Below are 21,247 nucleotides of genomic sequence, written 5' to 3'. Positions count from 1 at the left end.
CAGCCATGACAACCTTTACCGCTTTCACCACCCTGACCGACAAAACCAAAGCCGAAGCCCTGGGCGAAGCACTGGAACGTCTGGTGCCTGAACCCTACGGTGTTGGCGTGTTTGAGGTCGAGGACGGCACGGGTGTCTGGGAAGTCGGCGGCTATTTTCTAGAAACCCCGGATGACGCGGGGCTGGCCCTACTGGCGATGGCATTTGATGCGAAGACCTTTGTCATTTCGGAACTGCCCGAAACCGATTGGGTTGCACATGTGCGTCGTGAATTGGCCCCTGTAGAGGCTGGTCGTTTCTTTGTTTACGGCAGTCATGATGCCGACAAAGTTCCCGCGGATTGCGAACCCCTGCTGATCGAAGCGGCAATGGCCTTTGGCACCGGTCACCATGGTACGACGCTGGGGTGCCTTAAGGCGCTGGACACGCTGATCGAACAGGGATTTCATGCGAAAAACTGTATTGATGTTGGTTGCGGCACCGCTGTTTTGGCAATGGCTGCGGCCCGTATCTGGCCTGAAAACGTACGGGCCAGTGACATCGATCAACAGGCTGTGGACGTAGCCGAAGCCAACGTAAAGGCAAACAACCTGGAAGGCCGTGTCACATGTTTGGAAGCCGCCGGTTTCGCCCATGATGAAATCGAAGCAGCCGCGCCCTATGATCTGGTGTTCGCCAACATTCTGAAAGCCCCCCTGATCGGTCTGGCCCCGGATATGGCAGAATTTCTGGCCCCGGATGGCTATGCGATTCTCTCGGGGATTTTGAATGAACAGGCCGATGAAGTGATTTCAGTTTATGCCGAAAATGGAATTGATCTTGTTTCCCGCACTGAAATTGTTGAATGGACAACATTAGTTCTCCAAAAAACATCGTAAATTAAAGCGGTTATTCGCCAAGTCAATTTATCTGCCTTACTTATGCCATATTTGAACCAGAAAATGGCTCTATTCTCGGTTTTACGGTTATGGAGACGTATATGCACGAGTTTCAGACAGAACCTTTCGATGAACGATTGGGGCGCATAACCAAACGCCACCGTAAGATGGCCAAAGGTTATAAAACGAAGATGGGTAAAGACGGGTTAATTACAGCCCGCCCTGTCCGCAGGCTTCGGTTCCCTTGGAAATTCATGGTTTTAATTGCTGTATTTTGTATGCTGTTTAAAGGTGCAATTTTCGCATCCCTAGGTCCAACGGCCTATGATCAGAGAATTGAACGACTTGCCCGTGGCAGCAATGCCGAAAAGGCCGGTGCATTTCTGATGCAACCGGAACCTGTCACCCTGTGGCTGGCCACACAATTGCGCCCACTTCTGCAGGCTAAAATTCCAGCCGCAGAAACCACGGCAGCTGTGACTGAGTAAACTTAGAACCAGCTCTCAAAACGACAAAACGCCCGCGTCAGACGCGGGCGTTGCTGTTTTTGTGACCTGTGTCACCAGGGAGGATGGGGTCAGGTCACGCAGCCTTACAGTAGCGGCTGTATTCTTAGCGTTTCATCTTACGTGCAACCACGTCGATGTCGCTGCGGTCGATGCCGATGTCTGCCAGCTCGTGGTCGCTGAGGGCGGACAGGGATTTGCGTGTAACGCGTGTGTCGTTCCAGGCCTGCACACGGGCAACAGTGGAACGAATGGTCTCAGCGAACCCGCCGAAGGGTTGGGTGACGACCGCGGAGCGGGTGTGATCGATGACTGCCATCTGTAAAGTCCTTCAGATTGGGGCGCTGATCGGCGCGTTGTTTTGTAAGCCCCACTTATGCCTGAGTATCTTCCCCGACAAGCGTGATTTTTGCATGGCTTTTATGCAATTTGTGCATAGGTCTGAACCTCGGTTCCCCCTTATAAACAAAGGGTAAATACAAGCGTTCGAAATCTGTCGCGCCCGGAATTCCGCGTGTCGCTTTTGTGTCGTTTTTCGCCCTGTTACCGGTACCAGCCATGACAACGCTGTTTTAGCAATTGGCAAATGTTCGCGTTTCGTGCTACTCAAAATTTAACGAAAAAAGATGAAAATAATTCTGTGAGGCGGCAAAATGCGTGTTTTAGGCATTGATCCGGGGCTGCGAAACCTCGGCTGGGGTGTGATTTCGGTGGATGGAAGCCGACTCAGTCACGTTGCAAACGGCATTTGTCATTCTGAAGGCACCGAACTGGCCCCGCGATTGCTGTCGCTTTTTGATCAGCTGTCTGAGGTGATCGAGATTTGGCAGCCCGATACAGCTGCGGTTGAGAAAACATTCGTCAACAAAGATGGCGCAGGCACCCTGAAACTGGGCCAGGCGCGTGGTATTGCCATGCTGGTTCCGGCCCGTGCAGGTCTGTCCATTGGTGAATACGCCCCGAACTCGGTCAAGAAATCCGTGGTGGGCGTTGGGCACGCCGATAAAAACCAAGTTGAACATATGGTAAAGATGCAATTGCCCGGCGTGAAAATTGCAGGCGCGGATGCTGCGGATGCCCTCGCCATTGCCATGTGTCACAGCTATCATATGCAATCATCAGGCCGGATCACGGCCGCATTACAAAAGGCCGCCCAATGATCGGACGCATCGCAGGTATTCTGAACTACCGTTCCACGGACCATGTGCTGATTGATGTGCGTGGCGTGGGTTATCTTGTTTACGTCTCTGACCGCACTCTGGCCGCCCTGCCCCGCCCTGGGGAAGCCTGTGCGCTGTACACGGAACTTCTGGTGCGCGAAGACAATCTGCAACTGTTTGGCTTTCTAAGCTTGCAGGAAAAGGAATGGCATCGCCTGTTAATCTCTGTTCAGGGCATTGGTGCGAAGGCTTCTATGGCAATCCTTGGCACGCTCGGCCCTGACGGCATCGGGCGCGCGATTGCACTTGGCGATTGGGCCAGTGTGAAAGCCGCACCAGGTGTTGGTCCGAAAATTGCACAACGTGTGGTGAACGAATTAAAAGACAAAGCGCATGCTGTGATGGCCCTGGGGTCTGTTGATGACAGCGCCATGCCCGATGTCGCAGATGTGGAAGTGATCGAAACCGCCGCTGCTGCCCCATCGCCAAAGCCGAAGAAAGCACCGAGCAAAAAGAACGCCTCTGCTGCGGCACAAGCCGATGCACTGTCAGCTCTTGGTAATCTGGGCTATGCGCCCGCTGACGCAACATCTGCCGTGGCCCGTGCCGCAGGCGATCATCCCGATGCCGACATGTCCACATTGATCCGCGAAGCCCTAAAGCTTCTCGCACCAAAGGATTAATCCATGGACCAGCCTGATCCGAACCTGCGCCCGGCCCCGATGGACGGCGAACAAAAGCCCGAATTTGACCGCGCCATGCGCCCGCAGATGTTGGATGACTTCATTGGTCAGGCCGAAGCGCGTGCCAATCTCAAGGTATTTATCGAAAGCGCGCGTCGCCGGGGTGAACCCATGGACCACGCCCTGTTCCACGGCCCCCCCGGCCTTGGTAAAACCACCCTGTCCCAAATCATGGCGCGGGAACTTGGGGTGAATTTCAAGATGACCTCGGGCCCAGTGCTGGCAAAGGCGGGCGATCTCGCGGCAATCCTGACCAACCTCGAAGCACGTGACGTTCTGTTCATCGATGAAATCCACCGTATGAACCCCGTGGTGGAAGAAATCCTATATCCGGCGCTTGAAGATTTTGAACTGGACCTTGTGATTGGTGAAGGCCCAGCTGCGCGAACCGTACGCATCGAACTGCAACCCTTCACCCTGGTTGGGGCCACAACCCGCTTGGGCCTGCTGACAACCCCGCTGCGGGATCGGTTTGGCATTCCTGTGCGCCTGCAGTTTTATTCCACCGATGAGTTGCATGAAATTGTCACCCGGGGCGCACGTAAGATGGGCGTTGAGGCCACCGATGGCGGGGCCCGCGAAATTGCCCGTCGCGCCCGTGGCACCCCGCGTATCGCCGGGCGTTTGCTGCGCCGAGTGGTGGATTTCGCAGTGGTGGAAAGCGACGGGCGTATCACCCAAGACGTGGCCGATGGGGCCTTGTCACGCCTTGGTGTTGATCATCTCGGCCTTGATGGTGCCGACCGTCGTTATCTCAGCATGATTGCCGAAAATTATCAGGGGGGGCCTGTCGGAATTGAAACCATGTGCGCGGCCCTGTCAGAAAGCCGGGATGCGCTGGAAGACGTGATCGAACCTTACCTTTTGCAGCAAGGCCTGATCCAGCGAACGCCGCGCGGGCGGATGCTGGCGCAAAAAGCCTGGGCCCACATGGGCATCCCCGCACCAGAGGTAAAAGTGGAACGTAAGCAAACGCCAGATCTGTTTGAAGACTAACCCCTTTACCAGAGACGAAAAGCAACATTGCCTTCCCGGGCCAGATGCGGCATGAGGGGCCATGACCAAACAGATCAAAGCTTACTCCGTCCATCTGCTCACCGCTACGGGTGCCGTTTTCGCAATGCTAGCCATGCTGGCCGCTGTTGATGAAAAATGGAGCCTCATGTTCGTCTGGCTTGTCGTCGCCTTCGCGGTAGACGGCATCGATGGCCCGCTGGCCCGTCGCTATGACGTGAAAAAGAACGCACCGATCTATGATGGTGTGTTGTTGGACCTGATCATTGACTATCTGACCTACGTCTTTGTGCCGACCTATGCTTTGTTCAAATCCGGCCTGCTGGATGGCTGGTCCGGCTGGTTATCGATCATTGTGATCACCTTTACATCCGCCCTGTATTATTCAGACAGCCGCATGAAAACCAAAGACAATTCCTTTTCCGGCTTTCCCGGATGCTGGAACATGGTGATCCTGGTTCTGTTCGCAACCGCGCCGTCCTGGCAGGTGACCCTGTTTGTTGTACTGGCGTTTTCCGTCGCGATGTTCTTGCCGATGAAATTCGTTCATCCCATGCGCACAGAACGCTGGCGCCCGGTCACTGCCCCTGTGGCCATCGCTTGGACAGGTTTTGCAGGCTGGGCGGCCTGGGTCGAATTTCATCCAGAAAGCTGGGCACTCTGGGGGTTAATCGCGACCAGTATTTACCTGGCCTTGGCCGGCATCGCGCAAAGCCTGATCCCCGCACGCAGCTGACTTAGAACCGTGTGATCGCAACACCTACGACGATCAGAAGGGCGGAAATCGCCTTGTTGCGCGACATGGTTTCACCAAACACCAACCAGCCCAACAGAACTGCGAATAGGATCGATGTTTCCCGCAGCGCCGTGACCAGCGCGATGGGTGCCTGTGTCATGGCCCAAACCGCGATGATATAGGATGTATAAGACGCAGCCGCCCCACACATACCAAGCACCCAGGTCTGACGTTTGATGCGCAGGATTTGCGTGCCGTGCACCCCGATCATCAGGGCAGGATATGTCACAGATGCAATCACGAACAACCAGCCCACATAGGCAACAGCATTGTCCATTTCACGGGCCCCAAGCCCATCAACAATGGAATAGCCCGCAGTGGCAAGCGCTGAACCGATTGCAAAAGGCAGCATCTTTCGCGATTCACCCGAGGTAAACACACCCCGCGCCATCAAAATGATACCAACCCCCAGCAACCCTATTCCAATATAGCTGGCCGGCGACAAATATTCCCCCAACGCAACCCCATTGATCAGCAGCACAATCATCGGCGCACCACCCCGGGCAATCGGATAGACCCGCGACAGATCCCCCTGCTGATAGGCATAGCCCAGGAAAAATTGATAGGCCGTGTGAAAGCTCGCGGATCCCATCAGCCAGAACCAAACCGTGCCTTCAGGCATAGGTTGGGTCGCGATGGTCACAAGACCAATCAACCCATGCCCAAGCGCCATCACCATCATACCTGCCAACTTGTTGTCGCCGGTCTTGATCAGGGCATTCCAACTTGCGTGCAAAAGTGCCGCCATCAGGATTGAAAAGAAAATAAAGACTGACATCAACGCCCCCAGGATCTGCATTCCTCACAGCAGTGACCCGCAACACAGATCCGCGCAACAAAAACTGACATAAAACGGTTACAAAACCAGAGCGCGGCGGAAATATCACAACAACCTGCAAAGTTGTCTGTTTCTCTAAGGCCAGTTCTTCAGGGCAACACTGCAATCTGGTCAAACTGGACCGCACGCAGGGGCTTCCAATCTGCGTCCACCGTAATACTGCGCAGAACCAGCCCCACGTCAGGTGCATAAAACTGTACCATTCGTATCGGGTTCATATCTTCGAAATCCATGCGTTCATGGATCTGACGCGCTGAATACCGACAGTCACCAATACGCACAAATGTGTTGCGTATCATTTTCCAGGTAACCTGTCCCGGTACTTCGGTGCCATCGGAAAAACGAAGGGTTACATCCCGTTGCATCTGCCTGCCCGGGCGCAGATTTTCCAACTCTCCAGGAGAGACATCAATGGTCAATGCCATGTGATTATCCCGCCCTTCTTCCCAGCGCTCTGTCGTCATCAACGCATGGGACAGCCGACTGTGAACCACCTGCCCCCGGCTTTCACGTCTTTCAGACAGACCACCCCCATCACGCCGAAAAACCGAAATAAACGATGGCGCATTCCGGGTCAGAACAATGCCCTGGTCCAGATCGGCATTGTCGGGGCACCTGGCCACTGAAACAGCAGAAGATAGACAAAGCCCCGCAAAAGACAGTAAGGCAAGTTTCAACATCGGAAATCTCTCAAATCAAAAGGCCTGCAGCCCCTTCATGCTTTAATAACGTGACCTTCATTTCGATCCCGTTAAGACCACCACCTGCCCCAGAAAACCCACCAAGACCCGTCGCCGACAACACCCGATGACAGGGAATAATCACGGGGATAGGGTTGGCTCCGCAGGCATTGCCCACGGCCTGCGCAGGCGTCTGGGTGATTTTGGCAAGATCGCCATATGTCACTGTTTCCCCAAAAGGAATTGCAAACATTGCATCACAGACAGCACGCTGAAAATTGCTGCCTTCCACCCAAAGCGGCAAATCAAATTCCGTCAGTTCATGATTGAAATAGGCCTGCAACTGCCGCCCCCCTTCGCGCAACACCGCACTGTCATCCCCACGGGCTTGTGCATTCCACAAAAGCTGCGTGATCATGCCGTCTTTTTCAACAAGGCCCAGGCGGCCGATGGGGGTATCTGTTGTTCCGATATTCATGCAAACAGCATCGCATAAAAAAACCCCGGCGCAAGGGCCGGGGCATTCCATTTCCTGCTTAATCAGCGCTTATCCCAGCGCGTCATTACAACGTGAACATGTTGCCGCATGTTTGTGGCTGCCAACGTCTGGCAGGATCTTCCAGCAGCGCTGACATTTGTCGCCATCGGCTTTTTCGAACACCACACCAACACCGTCTGTCTCCGGCATGCGGAAAGCTTCTGCAGGGCTTGGATCATTGGTCAAGGACACGGCGGATGTGATGCAGACATCTGCGAAATCGACTGAATTCAGCAGGGCTAGCACGTCCTCGTCATGCACATGTACGACAGGGGCCGCTTCAAGGCTGGCACCGATGACTTTGTCGGTGCGCTGCACTTCCAAAGCGGCCGTTACAACACGGCGCACTTTGCGGATCTCGGCCCATTTCGCGGCCAGCGGTTCATCGATCCAATCCGCAGGTGTATCCAGGAAATCCACCAGGTGAACAGAGCTGTCGTCACCGCCGAAACGTTCCAGCCAGACCTCTTCCATGGTGAACGGCAGAACGGGCGCAAGCCAGGTGGTCAGGCGTTGGTGCAACATGTCAAGCACGGTCAATGCCGCCAGTCGTTCCGCACTATCGCCATCGCAATAGAGCGCATCCTTGCGAATGTCGAAATAGAACGCCGATAGATCCTGGGTGGCAAAGTTGAAGATCGCCTGGAACACGCCCTGGAAATCAAATGCACGGTAGCCCAGGCGCACGGTGTGGTCTAGCTCGGCCATACGGTGCAGCACCCAGCGTTCCAGTTCAGGCATGTCAGCAGGTGCAACGGTTTTCGCCGCGTCAAACCCGTCCAATGCCCCCAGCATAAAGCGCATGGTGTTGCGCAGACGGCGATACCCATCCGCCACACCTTTCAGGATTTCAGGGCCGATGCGTTGGTCGGCGGTGTAATCCGTCTGGGCCACCCAAAGACGCAGGATATCCGCGCCATATTGCTTAACCACAGTTTCAGGTAAGATCGTATTGCCCTGGGATTTGGACATTTTGTTGCCCTTGGCATCCAGGGTAAACCCGTGTGTCACAACGTTTTTATACGGCGCGCGGCCTTTGGTGCCACAGGCTTGCAACAGGGATGAATGGAACCAACCACGGTGTTGGTCGGTGCCTTCCATGTAAACGTCAGCGATGCCATCATGCGCGCCATCTTCACGGTCACGCAGAACAAAGGCATGGGTGGACCCTGAGTCAAACCACACGTCCAAGACGTCAAACACCTGATCATAATCGTCAGGGTTCGCCGCGTCCCCGATGAAGCGTTCTTTGGCGCCATCCATGTACCAGCAATCGGCACCTTCCGCGTCAAAGGCTTCTACGATACGCGCGTTCACCGCGTCATCACGCAGCAGGTAATCCGCATCTGTCGGCAGAGATCCCTTTTTGGTGAAACAGGTCAGCGGCACACCCCAGGCGCGTTGACGTGACAGCACCCAGTCAGGGCGTGCTTCGATCATGGAATGCAGACGATTGCGGCCCTTCTGCGGGGTCCATTTCACCAGCTTGTCGATAGAATTCAGCGCACGTTCACGGATGGTCTCACCCATCTCGTTTTGGCCATCGCCAACCGCGCGATCCACGGCAGCAAACCACTGCGGCGTGTTGCGATAGATGATCGGCGCTTTGGAACGCCAGGAATGTGGATAGCTGTGTTTGATCTTACCACGGGCCAGCAGGCCGCCGACTTCGACCAGCTTGTCGATGACGGTCTTGTTGGCGTTGCCTTCCTTGCCCTTACGATCAAGGATGAACGTGCCACCAAAGAACGGCAGATCCGCGCGGAACCCGCCATCATCCATAACGTTATAGGTGATGACCTGTTCCAGCATGCCCAGATCACGGTAAAGTTCAAATTCTTCCATACCGTGACTTGGGGCACAATGCACAAAACCTGTACCTTCGGTGTCGGTCACAAAGTCAGCGGCGCGGAAATCACGAATGTCATCCCATTCGCCATTGCCACCTTCGGCGCCGGCCAATGGGTGGGACAGGTTCAGACCGGAAAGTTCATCCGCTGTTACATCACGCAGGCGGGTGTATTGGCCGTCTTCCAAACGCGCACGTTTGAACACGTCAGCTGCCAGATTGTCAGCCAACAGATATTTGTCGCCCACATTGACCCAGCTTTCATCCGGCGTGCCGGTGACTTCATACAGGCCGTATGCAATGTCCTGGCCGTAAACCACGGCTTTGTTAGACGGGATCGTCCAAGGCGTGGTGGTCCAGATCACGACATAGCCGTCGTTCAGATCAGTGTTTTCCGCGCCGGACACCTTAAACTTCACCCAGATCGTGAAGCTTTCTTTGTCGTGATACTCAACCTCGGCCTCAGCCAAAGCAGTCTTCTCAACCGGCGACCACATGACGGGCTTGGAACCCTGATACAGCGTGCCGTTCATCAGGAATTTTTGGAACTCAGCCGCGATCACGGCTTCGGCGTGGTAGTTCATGGTCAGGTACGGGTCGGCCCAATTGCCAGTGATGCCCAGACGTTTGAATTCCTCGCGCTGGATATCCACCCAGCCATCGGCAAACTTGCGGCATTCCTGACGGAAATCAACGATATTGACCTCGTCTTTGTTTTTGCCCTTTTTGCGGTATTGTTCTTCGATCTTCCATTCAATCGGCAGACCGTGACAATCCCAGCCCGGCACATAACGCGCGTCATGGCCCATCATCTGATGGCTGCGCACGATCATGTCTTTGATGGTTTTGTTCAGTGCGTGACCGATGTGCAGATGCCCGTTCGCATAGGGGGGGCCATCGTGCAGGATAAAGGGCGTGCGATCTTTTTTCGCGCGCAACTGGTCATAAACAGCCAGTTTTTCCCAACGGGCCAGCCATTCGGGTTCACGTTTGGGCAGGCCTGCACGCATCGGAAAATCCGTTTTTGGCAGGTTCAGGGTATCTTTGTATTCTACAGTTTCAGCAGGCGTATCGGCGCACATGGTCTGCGGTCCTTATCGGTCATTTTGGGGAAGATATGAGGGCGGCGCGCGCGTTGCATACGCCTTGTCCCGGCGGCTCGTGTCAGTGGAGCGCCGGGCATATAATTCGAATAATAATCGCCATCATATGTCGCATAAGCGCCTTATAGGCCTGCACCACCTTGGCGTCCAGCGAGAAGGGGTAAATTTAGCGCAGCAACGGGAGTTTTTCAAAAACCCCAGTCAAATTTCTTTGAAAGAAATCCAGAAACCGCCTAGCTCATGAGAAGATATTTCAAAGGCCTTAAAATTATGAAGATGCTGAATATTGGAATTGCCGGTGCTGGTGTTGCCGGGCTTTGTGCCGGGGCGGGCCTTGCGAAAGCCGGTCATCAGGTTCAGATTTTTGATCAGTTTGACACCCCATCCCCTGTTGGATCTGGCCTGATGATTCAGCCGGTCGGGCAATCTGTTCTGGATATTATGGGCTGTCTGCCGCAGGCCCGCTCTTTTGGTGCAAAAATTGACGATCTGCATGGCACGGTTTCCGGGCATCCTTTTCCCGTTCTGAATGTCGCCTATGATCCGGATCACATGACGGGCGAAACCGGACTTGCCATGCACCGCAGCGCATTGTTTCAGGTTCTGCTTGATGCGGCGACGGATGCCGGTGTTCAACTGCGCCCCGGGCATAAAGTCAGTGGCATCACCACATCACCGCAACGCCAGCTGGAATTTGACGATGCCCGCAAAAGCGAAGGTTTTGATCTGGTGATCGATGCGGCTGGTTCCGGATCCCCGATCAGCCCGATGACCGCAAAACCCCTGCCCTATGGCGCGCTATGGGGGACCGTTGACAGGGTCGATGTCCCCGGCATCCCCTTTAATCGCCTGACCCAGAGATACCACCGCGCGCAACATATGGCCGGCATTTTACCCCTTGGAACTATGCCGGGGCAAACGGCTGAGAAGATCGCGATTTTCTGGTCTCTGAAACGCGAAGATCTGAAATCCTGGCAAAACGCCCCGATTGAAAACTGGTTGGATGATGTTGATCGGATCTGGCCCGAAGGCGCGCCTTTCTTCCGTCAGATCACCACCCATCACCAGATGACACCCGCCTTCTACAGCCATGGAACCCTGCGTAAATGGCATGCCCCAGGCCTGATCCACATCGGAGACGCCGCCCATAGCGCCAGCCCACAACTGGGCCAGGGGGCGAATATGGCCCTTTTGGATGCCTGGGCGCTGGTGATGGCCCTTGAACATAGCGACAACCTGCCCAAAGCCCTGCGCATCGCACAGAAAATGCGCCGTCGCCATGTCACGACCTATCAAAGCATGAGCCGGTTTTTCACATCCATGTACCAATCCGACAGCCGCATCCTGCCCCTGATCCGTGACTGGATCTTGGCCCCGCCTGCCAATATTCCCTTTGTGCGACGACAGCTCTCTCAGATCGCCTCCGGCTCTCTGATTTCTCCTCTGCGGGAAACAGCGATAAAGTTATGAAGTTTTTAGCTTTCCTTATCATAGCCTGTTGCCTCTGGATGCCTAGGCAGAAACGGTTCAGATCCCCGGCCCGCAGGGTGCGCTTGAGGGGGAATATCTGCGCCCGGATGCGGCACAGCAGGGCGTGTTGATCATCCCCGGGTCCGGCCCGATTAACCGCGATGGCAACCTGCCACAGATGAGCACGCAAACCTATATGTATCGCCTGCTGGCCCAGGGTCTGGCACATGCGGGCATCGCCAGCCTGCGCATTGATAAACGCGGCATGTTTGGCAGCGCGGCGGCGATTGTCGACGCAAATGACGTGACGATTGACGTCTATGCGCAGGACGCGCGTGATTGGGTGCGCTTCATGGCACAGGATTTTAAGTGTATCTGGATTGCAGGCCACTCTGAAGGCGGGCTTGTGGCCCTTGCCGCAGCGCTGGACGCACCGGAAAATCTCTGTGGTCTGATCTTGATGGCGACACCAGGCCGCCCACTTGGGCAGTTGATGCAGGAACAGTTGGCAAAAGCACCGGGCAGTGAGAACTGGATTGACGAGGTGGGCGCGGTGGGCGCGGTGATCGCGGCCCTGGAAACAGTAGGCACCACGGATACGTCCGCCCTGCCCCTCACGCTTCAGGCACTTTTCCAGCCCGGTCTGCAAAACTATCTGCGCAATCTGTTTTCCTATGATCTGGCAGATCTCGCCCGTCGCTGGCGGGGCCCCGCGCTGATCATACAGGGGGATGCGGATCTTCTGGCAGAGGCCCTGCCCCAGGCAGAAAGCGTGGCCCTGCCCGGCGGCACACATATCCTGAAGGCACAGCTCCCCGACAGGCCCTTTGCTACCTATCGAGATCCCTCCCTGCCCCTGCACCCAGATCTGATCCGGGCGATCTCTGGGTTTATCACAGCCTCTGATAGACAACCGGACTGAACACACAGCCCCTGCAAATGCGGAATCAGCCCCTAGATCTTCGGATCGGGGTTTTCCGTGTGGCCGTCAACTGAGATGACCTGCCCTGACACGAGGCGCGATTGCGGTGACGCCAGGAATACCGCCATGTTTGCAATGTCTTCCGCCTGCACGAAACTGCGCATGGAAGTGCCTGCCGCGTAACCCGCGTAAACTTGGTCACGAGTCATGCCCTTGGCCTCTGCTTCGCGTTCCAACACGCCCTCAATGCGCGGGCCTTCGACAGATCCCGGACAAATGACGTTGGCGCGGATACCGTAGGGGCCAAGTTCCATCGCGAGCGTTTTGGTCAAGCCGACCATCGCCCATTTCGCCGCCGCATAGGGCGCGCGGAAGGGGTATCCATAAATGCCAGCGGTGGAGGATGTCACAACAATCGCGCCTTTGCCTGCGGCCTTCATCAAGGGTGCAGCATATTTCGCGGCCAAAAACGCGCCCTCAAGGTTCACGGACACGCATTGCTGCCAATCCGCAAGTTCCACATCTTCCACCGCTGCGGTCGGCCCAGCGATCCCAGCGTTTGCACACAACACGTCCAACCCGCCTGCGGTCTCAATCTTCGCGAACACAGCCTTCATGTCATCTTCGGATGCGGCATTCGCCAAGTGCCCGTGAAAATGCGAAGGCAGCGCATTTAGCGCTGCCTTGTCCACATCTGTCACCCAGATTTCATAGCCGTCCTCATCAAAAGCCTGCGCCATGGCAAGCCCGATGCCAGAGGCCCCAGCGGTGATCAATACGCGTTGTTTCATTTCTTGCCCACCGCTTTGCCAACACCTTCGGGCATTGGACGTTTCGCATGTTCAGTGGCGATATCACCAAGGGTTTTGGCGATGTGTTCCGCAGGCTCTGACGCGCGACGGGTTTCAAGACTGACGTGGATCAACATATGTTCCCCTGTGGCCAGCAGGCGGTCACCTTCATACATCTCATGCCAGAGATGCATCTTCTTGCCTTCACCCAGCAGACAGCGCGTGCGCACGTCTATCTTTGCGCCTGCATGCACTTCGTCCAAATGACGGATGTGGGTTTCTGCGGTGAAATAACTGCCCCCGGATGAGATATAATCCGCGTCACAACCGATCAGTTCCATGAATTTATCGGTGGCATCGCCAAAGGCCTGAAGATAGCGTGCCTCATTCATGTGACCGTTGTAATCGGTCCAATCCAGCGGCACCGCGCGGCTGACCGTGGTGATCAGACCAGACATATCAATGGGTTGCGCCAGGCGTTTGTCCTGTGCATTCAACAGCGCCCCTGCCCCGTAATCCTGTGCTTTTAGGGCGCGCATCATGCCGACAAGGTTGTTGTCACGGATGCGTTCCAATTCGCGGATCGAATGATGACCCGACTGCGCATCCGATTGATCCGCGATCATGTCGATCAGCTCATCCGTCAGTTCCGGCACATCCATCAGCTTGGTCCAAGGCCATTGCAGGCAAGGGCCGAACTGCGCGATGAAATGCTTCATGCCCGCTTCGCCCCCGGCAATGCGATAGGTTTCAAACAGCCCCATCTGCCCCCAACGCAGGCCAAAGCCGTAACGGATCGCGTCATCGATTTCTTCGGTCGTGGCGATGCCATCTTTTACAAGCCACAGCGCCTCACGCCATACAGCTTCAAGGAAACGATCCGCAATATGCGCATCGATTTCCTTTTTCAGATGCAACGGATGCATGCCAATCGCGGTCAGGATTTCTTTTGCCCCTTCAACCACTTCCGCAGGGTTGGCCTCTGTTGTGACAAGCTCCGCAAGTGGCAAAAGATAAACTGGGTTAAACGGGTGGGTCACCACAATCTGGCCCGGGTTCGCCATGCCGTCTTGAAGCTCCGACGGCTTAAAGCCCGAGGTGGACGATCCGATAATTGCATCCGCGGGCGCATGTTCCTGAAGGCCTGCGTAGACTTTATGTTTAATCTCAAGGCGTTCCGGCACGCTTTCCTGGATCCAGGACGTACCGGCCACAGCATCTTTGATTTCAGCATGGAAGGTCAGCTTGCCTTCCGCTGGCATCGCCACATCGGATAGGCCCGGCAAGGATCTGCGCGCATTGGCCAGAACTTCGCTGATTTTACGTTCGGCTTCGGGATCTGGGTCAAAGACCTGCACGTCCCAACCCATCAGCAGAAAGCGCGCAGCCCATCCGCCACCAATCACACCACCGCCGATAATCGCAGCAATTTTCGTCATAGTCTCATCCCTTATCTTCTATCTTTATTTCACAAGCTGAGCACAAGCATGGTAATGCCAGCCATCCCCCCGAAAAACACCAACAACGTCAGCACTTTACGCGTTAAAAAACGGCGCAATATTAGTGAAAGCAGCACCCCGGAACCAGCGATCAGTGACAGCGCCCAAACGGTCAAAACAAACATCACACGCGGATATACAACGCCATCCCCCCATCCAGGTCCATAATAGTGGCTAGTGACGTATCCGAATATTCCGACCAGTGAAGACGCCCCTATGCAAATGACAATCCCTTTGTACCAGGCGGCATGTGCTTGAAAATAAGCACCGATTGCGGCGATGCCCGCAACAACAACACCATACATCATAGCGATAGTGATCATGTTTCCACTCTTACTTTCACTTTATATTCTCGGCTCTGATGACGCGTCATCAATCAATACAAAGCGTTGCAACTTCACCATCTTCAAAGACCTCAACGCACCCAAACGTCGTGCTGTCATCGCTGCAATAGCCGCTTTTCTCGCCGTCTTCTTCAATTGCCAAACACAGCCCTTCGCAAGCGTTGCTGGATGTGCAAACGTCGCCGCCGTCCATAGTCGGGCGCACGCAAACTTCATTGCCAAACGCGCCTGCCTCAACCTCGCCGTAATCCGCATGACAGGCGGCGCGTTCGGCGGCTGTCAGTGTGCTCTCTACGATCTGTGGGGTTTCCACAGGCTGGCAGGAGGCAAGCGCCGCAGTCATTCCGATCATCGTCACAAATTTCCACATCTCTTGTCTCCTGGTTGTTGATTTACACGGGGGCGCGTTTGGTCAGCCCCAGTTTTTCACGCACAGCATCCGGCCCGATGACATTTGCGCCAAGGCTTTCGATGATACCTTTCGCATGAGATACCAACATTTCGTTCGTGGCAAGGTTGCCGCGCCCAAGCATCAGGTTATCCTCAAGCCCCACGCGCACGTTGCCGCCCGCCAGAACAGAAGCCGCAACATAGGGCATCTGATCACGCCCCAGTGAGAATGCCGACCAATTCCAGTCATCGGGCACATTGTTCACCATCGCCATGAAAGTATTCAAATCATTCGGTGCCCCCCAAGGCACCCCCATGCACAGCTGAACCAGCGCAGGTGACGTCAAAACACCCTCTTTCACAAGTTCTTTCGCAAACCAAAGATGGCCCGTATCAAAGGCTTCGATTTCAGGTTTCACACCCGCATCGGTCATCATCTGCCCCATGGCACGCAGCATGCCGGGCGTGTTGGTCATGACGTAGTCAGCTTCGGCAAAGTTCATGGTGCCGCAATCCAACGTGCAGATTTCAGGGCGACATTCGATGACATGGGCCATGCGTTCCGTCGCACCGACCATATCGGTTCCCGCAGCGGTTGGCAGCGGGCTTTCGACGCCACCAAAGACGATGTCACCGCCCATACCAGCGGTCAGGTTCAGAACCATATCAACTTCAGATTCGCGAATACGGTCTGTCAGTTCACGGTAATATTCTGTCTTGCGCGATGGCACGCCAGTTTCCGGATCACGCACATGGCAATGCACAACCGCAGCCCCGGCCTTTGCAGCGGCAATCGCACTGTCCGCAATTTCCTTGGGGCTGCGCGGCACATGCGGGCTGCGATCCTGGGTGGAACCGGAACCCGTGATGGCCGCGGTGATGAAGACGTCTTTGTTCATGGTCAAAGGCATGAAATTACTCCCTGTAGTCTTTGGCAGATGATCCGGATTCTGATCAGCCCGCTGTGCTTAATACGGCATAGGGTGTCGAATATGGCACGAATTGATATCTGCGAGAGCCTCGTCGTTCAACACCACATCCTTGCTGCCAATAATATTCATCAGTTGTTCACGGCTGCGCGCACCAAAGATAGCTGAGGTCGTGAAGGGACGCGTGTGGCAAAAAGCAAGAGACATCTGAATAAGATCCAGACCATGTTTGTCTGCGACGTCCTGATACGCATCGACGGCCGGGAACACCCGTTCCGTGATGCGCCCGCCCAGTTCCGGGTAGACTTCGCGACGAGAACCTGCGGGGATCGCACCGTTCTGATATTTCCCGGTCAAAAGCCCCGTTGCCAGAGGTGAAAATGCCAGCAGTGTCACGCCTTCGTGTACCGACATTTCAGACATATCCGTGTCATACATCCGGTGCAGCAGGGAATATTCATTTTGCACAGAGGCAACGCGAGGCAGACCCATTTCCTCAGAAATCCGTAGCCATTGCGCGGTGCCCCAGGCGCTTTCATTCGACAAGCCAAAGTGACGGATTTTGCCCTGATCGACCAGGGTTTGCAGGGTGCCAAGAGCATCTTCCATATCCGCACGAATGCCTGCTTTGTCCGCTGTGCCGGGGTCATATGTCCAGTTCTGGCGAAAGGCCATGGAACCGCGATTGGGCCAGTGAAATTGGTAAAGATCAATATAGTCCGTCTGCAGGCGTTTAAGAGAGCCTTCCACCGCCTCTGTGATTGTTTTGGACGAAATCGGCGCACCATCCCGCACATGGGCCAAGCCTTCGCCGGAGTGTTTGGTCGCAAGGATCACGTCTTCACGCCGCCCCGTTTTGGCAAACCAGCTGCCCATGACACGTTCGCTGTCGCCTTGGGTTTCTTTCAGGATCGGGTTGACCGGGTACATTTCCGCCGTGTCGATAAAGTTGATCCCATGTTCCAGCGAGATGTCGATCTGTTCGTGCCCTTCCGTTTCGGTATTCTGAGATCCCCAGGTCATGGACCCGAGACAGAGTTCACTGACCATCAAGCCTGTTTGTCCAAGTTCAACTTTGCGCATGTTATTCTCCGGCGTTTTTCTAAGGTCAGAGTGACCCCGGCCCGCAAGCACCGCAAGCGAATTTTGCGATCAGGGGCTCCCGCCCGTTCACCCCCGGCAAAGTCGGGCATTCACCGGTTGGGCCGGGCGCCCCTGACGAGGCGCAGCAACGCAACACCGGAAACATCGATGAAATGTTACAAAACCGCCAAAAACGACACCAAATCGTCGATTTCCTCTGGGCCTTCCGGGGCAGTTCTGCGAGTCTGTAGGGATTGCCGGTGCGCCGGCCTGCAGCCCTGGCTTTCTTATGCGTTTGATTATTTCCTTTGCCGCCCTGTTTCTTTCGGTGATCTTCCTGCAACTTTCATCCGGCGGGGTGGGCCCGCTTGATGCGCTTTCGGGATTTGAGTTGGGGTTTTCCAAGCAGGAAATTGGTCTGTTAGGTTCGTCGCATTTCCTTGGCTTTTTTATTGGCTGCTGGTGGGCACCACGCCTGATGGGATCGATCGGGCATTCGCGTGCTTTTGCGGCTTTCACGGCCCTGGGCGCCATGGGGCTGATCAGCCATACTTTGATTGAAGATCCGATGTTCTGGGCGGCGTTTCGTATTGCAACCGGCCTGTGTGTTGCCGGATGTTACACGGTGGTTGAGGCCTGGCTGAACGACAAAGTCACCAATGAGAACCGCGGTCGCGCGATGGGCACCTTCCGGATCGTTGATATGGGGGCGTCCCTTGGCGCTCAGCTGATTATCGCAGTGCTGCCGCCGGCTTGGTATGTCTCCTATAACCTGTTGGCGCTGCTGTGTTGTGCATCTATCCTGCCACTGACCCTGACCAAGGCCAGCCAGCCCCAGACGCCGGATGCACCACGCCTGCGCCCAAAACTGGCTTGGGCCTGTTCCCCGCTGGCGGTTGCCGGGGTAATCGTTGCCGCGCTGTCATCTGCGTCTTTCCGAATGGTTGGGCCGATCTATGGCCAAGAGGTGGGTCTTGAAATTGGACAGATCGCGTTCTTCCTTGCGTCTTTCGTCGCAGGTGGTGCGTTGGCGCAATACCCGATGGGGTGGCTTGCGGATAAATATGATCGTCGTTGGGTTCTGATCTGGTTGTCCGCCGCCGCGGTTGTGTCCTGCGGCACCACAATGGCCGCCAGCAACACCGGCACGCTGGGTGTGATGTTGGCTGCCGGGTTCTTTGGGTTTACGTCTTTCCCGATCTTTTCGGTATCCGCCGCACACGCAAATGACTTTGCCACCGGGGATCAGCGGGTGGAACTGTCTGCAGCGCTAATGTTCTTTTACGCCCTTGGCGCGATTGCGGCCCCTTGGGTGGCCTCGGCCTTGATCGAGTTTTACGGCGCCCCCGCCCTGTTTGCCTTTGTCGCCATCGGGCATCTTGCGCTGATCGTCTTTGGTCTGACGCGGATGTATGCCCGCCCGACCCTGGCCGAACGCACGCCGTATCGCTATTCCCCGCGTACATCCCTGAGCATGGGGCGCTATCTTGGACGTAACCGAAGTGATAAACGTAAATAACCTGCCCAATCAGGCACTGGTGCAGGCCCCGCCCATAGGGTATTGAAGGCGCAAACCAGACGCATGAAGGCAGACTATGGACCGTATTCTTATCACCTCAGCGATCCCTTATATCAACGGGATCAAACACCTTGGCAATCTTGTGGGCAGCCAGCTTCCGGCTGATCTGTTTGCGCGTTACATGCGGTGCCGGGGTCATGAGGTGATGTTTATCTGTGCGACAGATGAACATGGCACACCTGCCGAACTGGCGGCAGCGAAGGCTGGCAAACCGGTTGAAGAATTTTGCGCCGAAATGCACGAAGTTCAGGCTGAAATTGCGAAAGGGTTCCGTCTGAGCTTTGACAACTTTGGTCGTTCCTCTAGCCCACAAAACCATGTGCTGACCCAGCATTTCGCGGGTAAGCTTGCGGAAAATGGATTTATCCGCGAAGTGGTGGAAGAACAGGTGTACTCGCCCACCGACGGTCGTTTTCTGCCGGATCGCTATATCGAGGGCACCTGTCCGAACTGTGGCTATGACAGTGCGCGCGGCGACCAATGTGACAATTGCACCAAGCAGTTGGACCCCACAGACCTGATCAACCCGTATTCCACAGAAAGCGGTGCAACTGATCTGGAAGTGCGCGAAACCAAGCACCTACATCTGCGCCAGTCCGCCCTGAAGGACGATCTGGATGCATGGATCGACAGCAAACACGACTGGCCCATTCTGACGACATCAATTGCAAAGAAATGGCTGCATGATGGTGATGGCCTGCAGGACCGGGGCATCACCCGCGATCTGGACTGGGGCGTGCCTGTGAAAAAGGGTACGGAAGAGTGGCCCGGTATGGAAGGCAAAGTTTTCTATGTCTGGTTTGACGCGCCGATCGAATATATCGCCGCCACCAAAGAGCTGACCGATGCCAATGGCGAAGATGACAGCGCCTGGAAACGTTGGTGGCGTCTGGATGCGGGCGCTGAAGACGTTAAGTATTTTCAGTTCATGGGCAAGGACAACGTCCCGTTCCATACGCTGTCTTTCCCGGCGACGATCAAAGGTTCTGGTGAGCCATGGAAGCTGGTGGATTACATCAAATCCTTCAACTACTTGAACTATGACGGCGGTCAATTTTCCACGTCACGTGGGCGCGGTGTGTTCATGGATCAGGCGCTTGAAATTCTGCCTGCGGATTACTGGCGCTGGTGGCTGCTGTCCAATGCTCCAGAGAGTTCAGACAGTGAATTCACCTGGGAGAACTTTCAAGCTGGCGTGAACAAAGATTTGGCCGATGTGCTGGGTAACTTTGTATCCCGAGTGACGAAATTCTGCCGTTCCAAATTTGGCGAAGAAGTGCCGACTGCCGGAGAATATACTGCCGAAGAAGACGCGCTGATCGCCAATCTGACAGCACGCGTGCGCGCCTATGAAGATCATATGTCCGCGATGGAAGTGCGTAAATCCGCACAGGAGCTGCGGGCGATCTGGGTTGCGGGCAACGAGTATCTGCAAACTGTCGCACCCTGGTCTGCATTCAAAACCGATCCGGAACGCGCAGCGGCAATCACACGTCTGTCGCTGAACCTGATCCGTCTTTATGCGGTACTGTCAGCGCCCTTCATTCCGGATGCATCGGCTAAGATGTTGACGGCAATGAAGACCTCGGATGATGCATGGCCTGGAGATGTGGCAGAGGCTTTGAACGCATTGCCCGCCGGTCACGCATTTGAGGTGCCTGAAGTTCTGTTCGCCAAGATCGCAGATGAAGACCGCGAGATATGGCAGGAGAAGTTTTCCGGCACCCGCGACTGATCATCAGATGCTCCCGCCCATTCAACCCCGGCAAAGCCGGGGCTTCATTGGTTGGGCGTGGCGCCCCCGAACGGGGGCGCGTCATCGCAGAACAGAACTGTCGCACCTGATTTAGGGGCTGTTAGCCGCCCCTATCACGATTGCGCGGCCTGTATTGTCCGCGCGGGCAGTTCCATGTAAGCTGATCAAAACAACAAGCAGTTTACAGGCTGGACCCATCCCTTGAGGACCGCACTTAAAGAGTATCAACGTCTGGAAGCCATTGGGCTCTGGCGGGAAGCCCCGGAAGCACAGCTTCGCGAGGTGATTATCTCATTTGGTCATTCCACCCTTGCCCTTTCGAACGAGAGCACCTCAAAGCGTGGGGCAATTGCGTTTTTGGGATGATCTGACATATTTT

The 21,247-nt window shown here is 55.5% G+C and carries 22 protein-coding genes; 11 read left to right on the top strand and 11 right to left on the bottom strand.

Annotated elements, in window-relative coordinates; all coding sequences use genetic code 11:
- Positions 1-5 precede the first annotated feature (5 nt).
- A complete protein-coding gene (locus ACPGUT_RS11705) occupies positions 6-878 on the top strand; it encodes a 50S ribosomal protein L11 methyltransferase (RefSeq protein ID WP_423991577.1) in 873 nt (290 codons plus the stop codon).
- Positions 879-979: 101 nt separating this feature from the next.
- Positions 980-1,366: a hypothetical protein gene (locus ACPGUT_RS11700; RefSeq protein ID WP_423991575.1), complete on the top strand. Its 387-nt coding sequence runs from the start codon at positions 980-982 to the stop codon at positions 1,364-1,366.
- Positions 1,367-1,490: 124 nt separating this feature from the next.
- Here the strand turns inward: ACPGUT_RS11700 and ACPGUT_RS11695 are convergent, their stop codons facing one another.
- The gene (locus ACPGUT_RS11695) at positions 1,491-1,703 is read right to left on the bottom strand and encodes a DUF1127 domain-containing protein (protein ID WP_423991573.1); all 213 of its coding nucleotides are present in this window, start codon (positions 1,701-1,703) and stop codon (positions 1,491-1,493) included.
- Between the two features lie 334 nt (positions 1,704-2,037).
- On the opposite strand from ACPGUT_RS11695, the gene ruvC reads away from it, so the two are divergent.
- The 4 genes from ruvC to ACPGUT_RS11675 all read left to right on the top strand — a co-directional run bounded on the left by ruvC (position 2,038) and on the right by ACPGUT_RS11675 (position 5,037).
- Complete coding sequence (ruvC, locus tag ACPGUT_RS11690) at positions 2,038-2,544, top strand: crossover junction endodeoxyribonuclease RuvC (protein ID WP_423991571.1); 507 nt, start codon at positions 2,038-2,040, stop codon at positions 2,542-2,544.
- Positions 2,541-3,227 carry a Holliday junction branch migration protein RuvA gene (ruvA, locus tag ACPGUT_RS11685; RefSeq protein ID WP_423991569.1) on the top strand — a complete coding sequence of 229 codons (687 nt, stop codon included), beginning with the start codon at positions 2,541-2,543 and terminating at the stop codon, positions 3,225-3,227. The genes ruvC and ruvA overlap by 4 nt, the downstream gene beginning before the upstream one ends.
- A gap of 3 nt (positions 3,228-3,230) precedes the next feature.
- A complete protein-coding gene (ruvB, locus tag ACPGUT_RS11680) occupies positions 3,231-4,283 on the top strand; it encodes a Holliday junction branch migration DNA helicase RuvB (RefSeq protein ID WP_423991567.1) in 1,053 nt (350 codons plus the stop codon).
- Positions 4,284-4,344: 61 nt separating this feature from the next.
- Positions 4,345-5,037 carry a CDP-alcohol phosphatidyltransferase family protein gene (locus tag ACPGUT_RS11675; RefSeq protein WP_423991565.1) on the top strand — a complete coding sequence of 231 codons (693 nt, stop codon included), beginning with the start codon at positions 4,345-4,347 and terminating at the stop codon, positions 5,035-5,037.
- A 1-nt stretch (position 5,038) separates the two neighbouring features.
- Here the strand turns inward: ACPGUT_RS11675 and ACPGUT_RS11670 are convergent, their stop codons facing one another.
- The 4 genes from ACPGUT_RS11670 to ileS all read right to left on the bottom strand — a co-directional run bounded on the left by ACPGUT_RS11670 (position 5,039) and on the right by ileS (position 10,084).
- Positions 5,039-5,875, bottom strand: coding sequence for an EamA family transporter (locus tag ACPGUT_RS11670; protein WP_423991563.1), 837 nt, complete (start codon positions 5,873-5,875; stop codon positions 5,039-5,041).
- 149 nt (positions 5,876-6,024) lie between these two features.
- Positions 6,025-6,615: a hypothetical protein gene (locus tag ACPGUT_RS11665; protein ID WP_423991561.1), complete on the bottom strand. Its 591-nt coding sequence runs from the start codon at positions 6,613-6,615 to the stop codon at positions 6,025-6,027.
- Between the two features lie 10 nt (positions 6,616-6,625).
- Complete coding sequence (locus ACPGUT_RS11660) at positions 6,626-7,093, bottom strand: methylated-DNA--[protein]-cysteine S-methyltransferase (protein ID WP_423991559.1); 468 nt, start codon at positions 7,091-7,093, stop codon at positions 6,626-6,628.
- A 69-nt stretch (positions 7,094-7,162) separates the two neighbouring features.
- Positions 7,163-10,084, bottom strand: a complete 2,922-nt coding sequence (gene ileS, locus ACPGUT_RS11655; protein WP_423991557.1) for an isoleucine--tRNA ligase — start codon at positions 10,082-10,084, stop codon at positions 7,163-7,165.
- A 291-nt stretch (positions 10,085-10,375) separates the two neighbouring features.
- Between ileS and ACPGUT_RS11650 the strand changes: the two genes are divergently transcribed.
- Together ACPGUT_RS11650 and ACPGUT_RS11645 are read left to right on the top strand one after the other, a co-directional pair.
- Entirely contained in the window at positions 10,376-11,575 is a 1,200-nt protein-coding gene (locus tag ACPGUT_RS11650) for an FAD-dependent oxidoreductase (protein ID WP_423991556.1), read from the top strand.
- Between the two features lie 124 nt (positions 11,576-11,699).
- Positions 11,700-12,497: an alpha/beta hydrolase gene (locus ACPGUT_RS11645; protein WP_423991554.1), complete on the top strand. Its 798-nt coding sequence runs from the start codon at positions 11,700-11,702 to the stop codon at positions 12,495-12,497.
- Positions 12,498-12,529: 32 nt separating this feature from the next.
- Here the strand turns inward: ACPGUT_RS11645 and ACPGUT_RS11640 are convergent, their stop codons facing one another.
- Genes ACPGUT_RS11640 through ACPGUT_RS11615 form a run of 6 tightly spaced genes read right to left on the bottom strand, consistent with a single transcriptional unit; the run spans position 12,530 to position 17,533 of the window.
- A complete protein-coding gene (locus tag ACPGUT_RS11640; RefSeq protein WP_423991552.1) occupies positions 12,530-13,288 on the bottom strand; it encodes an SDR family oxidoreductase in 759 nt (252 codons plus the stop codon).
- Positions 13,285-14,727 carry a carnitine 3-dehydrogenase gene (locus ACPGUT_RS11635; RefSeq protein ID WP_423991550.1) on the bottom strand — a complete coding sequence of 481 codons (1,443 nt, stop codon included), beginning with the start codon at positions 14,725-14,727 and terminating at the stop codon, positions 13,285-13,287. The genes ACPGUT_RS11640 and ACPGUT_RS11635 overlap by 4 nt, the downstream gene beginning before the upstream one ends.
- A 29-nt stretch (positions 14,728-14,756) precedes the next feature.
- Positions 14,757-15,110, bottom strand: a complete 354-nt coding sequence (locus tag ACPGUT_RS11630) for a hypothetical protein (protein WP_423991548.1) — start codon at positions 15,108-15,110, stop codon at positions 14,757-14,759.
- A 49-nt stretch (positions 15,111-15,159) separates the two neighbouring features.
- Positions 15,160-15,501, bottom strand: coding sequence for a hypothetical protein (locus ACPGUT_RS11625; RefSeq protein WP_423991546.1), 342 nt, complete (start codon positions 15,499-15,501; stop codon positions 15,160-15,162).
- Between the two features lie 22 nt (positions 15,502-15,523).
- The gene (locus tag ACPGUT_RS11620) at positions 15,524-16,432 is read right to left on the bottom strand and encodes a 3-keto-5-aminohexanoate cleavage protein (RefSeq protein ID WP_423991544.1); all 909 of its coding nucleotides are present in this window, start codon (positions 16,430-16,432) and stop codon (positions 15,524-15,526) included.
- A 57-nt stretch (positions 16,433-16,489) separates the two neighbouring features.
- On the bottom strand, positions 16,490-17,533 hold the full coding sequence (locus ACPGUT_RS11615; RefSeq protein ID WP_423991542.1) for an aldo/keto reductase: 1,044 nt from the start codon (positions 17,531-17,533) through the stop codon (positions 16,490-16,492).
- Positions 17,534-17,822: 289 nt separating this feature from the next.
- On the opposite strand from ACPGUT_RS11615, the gene ACPGUT_RS11610 reads away from it, so the two are divergent.
- The 3 genes from ACPGUT_RS11610 to ACPGUT_RS11600 all read left to right on the top strand — a co-directional run bounded on the left by ACPGUT_RS11610 (position 17,823) and on the right by ACPGUT_RS11600 (position 21,234).
- Positions 17,823-19,052, top strand: coding sequence for an MFS transporter (locus ACPGUT_RS11610; RefSeq protein WP_423991540.1), 1,230 nt, complete (start codon positions 17,823-17,825; stop codon positions 19,050-19,052).
- Positions 19,053-19,128: 76 nt separating this feature from the next.
- On the top strand, positions 19,129-20,847 hold the full coding sequence (gene metG / locus ACPGUT_RS11605) for a methionine--tRNA ligase (RefSeq protein ID WP_423991538.1): 1,719 nt from the start codon (positions 19,129-19,131) through the stop codon (positions 20,845-20,847).
- Between the two features lie 222 nt (positions 20,848-21,069).
- A complete protein-coding gene (locus ACPGUT_RS11600; protein WP_423991536.1) occupies positions 21,070-21,234 on the top strand; it encodes a hypothetical protein in 165 nt (54 codons plus the stop codon).
- Positions 21,235-21,247 lie beyond the last annotated feature (13 nt).

The sequence above is a fragment of the Halocynthiibacter sp. genome (assembly GCF_049608145.1).
In the GTDB taxonomy this organism is placed as follows: Bacteria; Pseudomonadota; Alphaproteobacteria; order Rhodobacterales; family Rhodobacteraceae; genus Halocynthiibacter.
Note: the sequence above shows the minus strand (reverse complement) of the source record. Positions and strands in the feature narration are given on the sequence as shown.